The following is a 333-nucleotide window of genomic DNA, read 5'->3' as shown; positions in this document are numbered from 1 at the left end:
CAGCTCCTCCCCTCTTGGGCCGGGTTGCCGGCCCCCGTTACCTGACACTCCCGCAGCGCGCTTATGCCCCAGGCGCTCCTGCCCTGACGAATCTTGGCCGGCGTGGTGTGTGTGCGGCCGAACTCCCCGCGCGCCGCCATCCGCGCCGGCATCGCCCTGGTCACCGAGGACCGCAAGGGGCAGGGACTGGTGCTGGGGCAGCCGGGGCTGGACAACGCGCTGCTGGTGGTTAATCCGGGGCCTGTCTACTTCGCCCCGTCGATCGTTTGATCGGCGGGGGGAAGTGCTGCGAAATGGGGTGGGGGGGGGGCGGGTCGGGGGGGGGGGGTGGGG

Annotated in this window: 1 protein-coding gene; it reads left to right on the top strand. The window is 72.4% G+C overall.

What is annotated here, in order from left to right; genetic code table 11:
* Positions 1-102 precede the first annotated feature (102 nt).
* Positions 103-270 (top strand): hypothetical protein, encoded by a 168-nt coding sequence (locus ADL22_RS35375; protein ID WP_159048667.1) that lies wholly within the window; start codon positions 103-105, stop codon positions 268-270.
* Positions 271-333: the final 63 nt, after the last annotated feature.

The sequence above is a fragment of the Streptomyces sp. NRRL F-4489 genome (assembly GCF_001509485.1).
Classification (GTDB): Bacteria; Actinomycetota; Actinomycetes; order Streptomycetales; family Streptomycetaceae; genus Streptomyces.
Note: the sequence above shows the minus strand (reverse complement) of the source record. Positions and strands in the feature narration are given on the sequence as shown.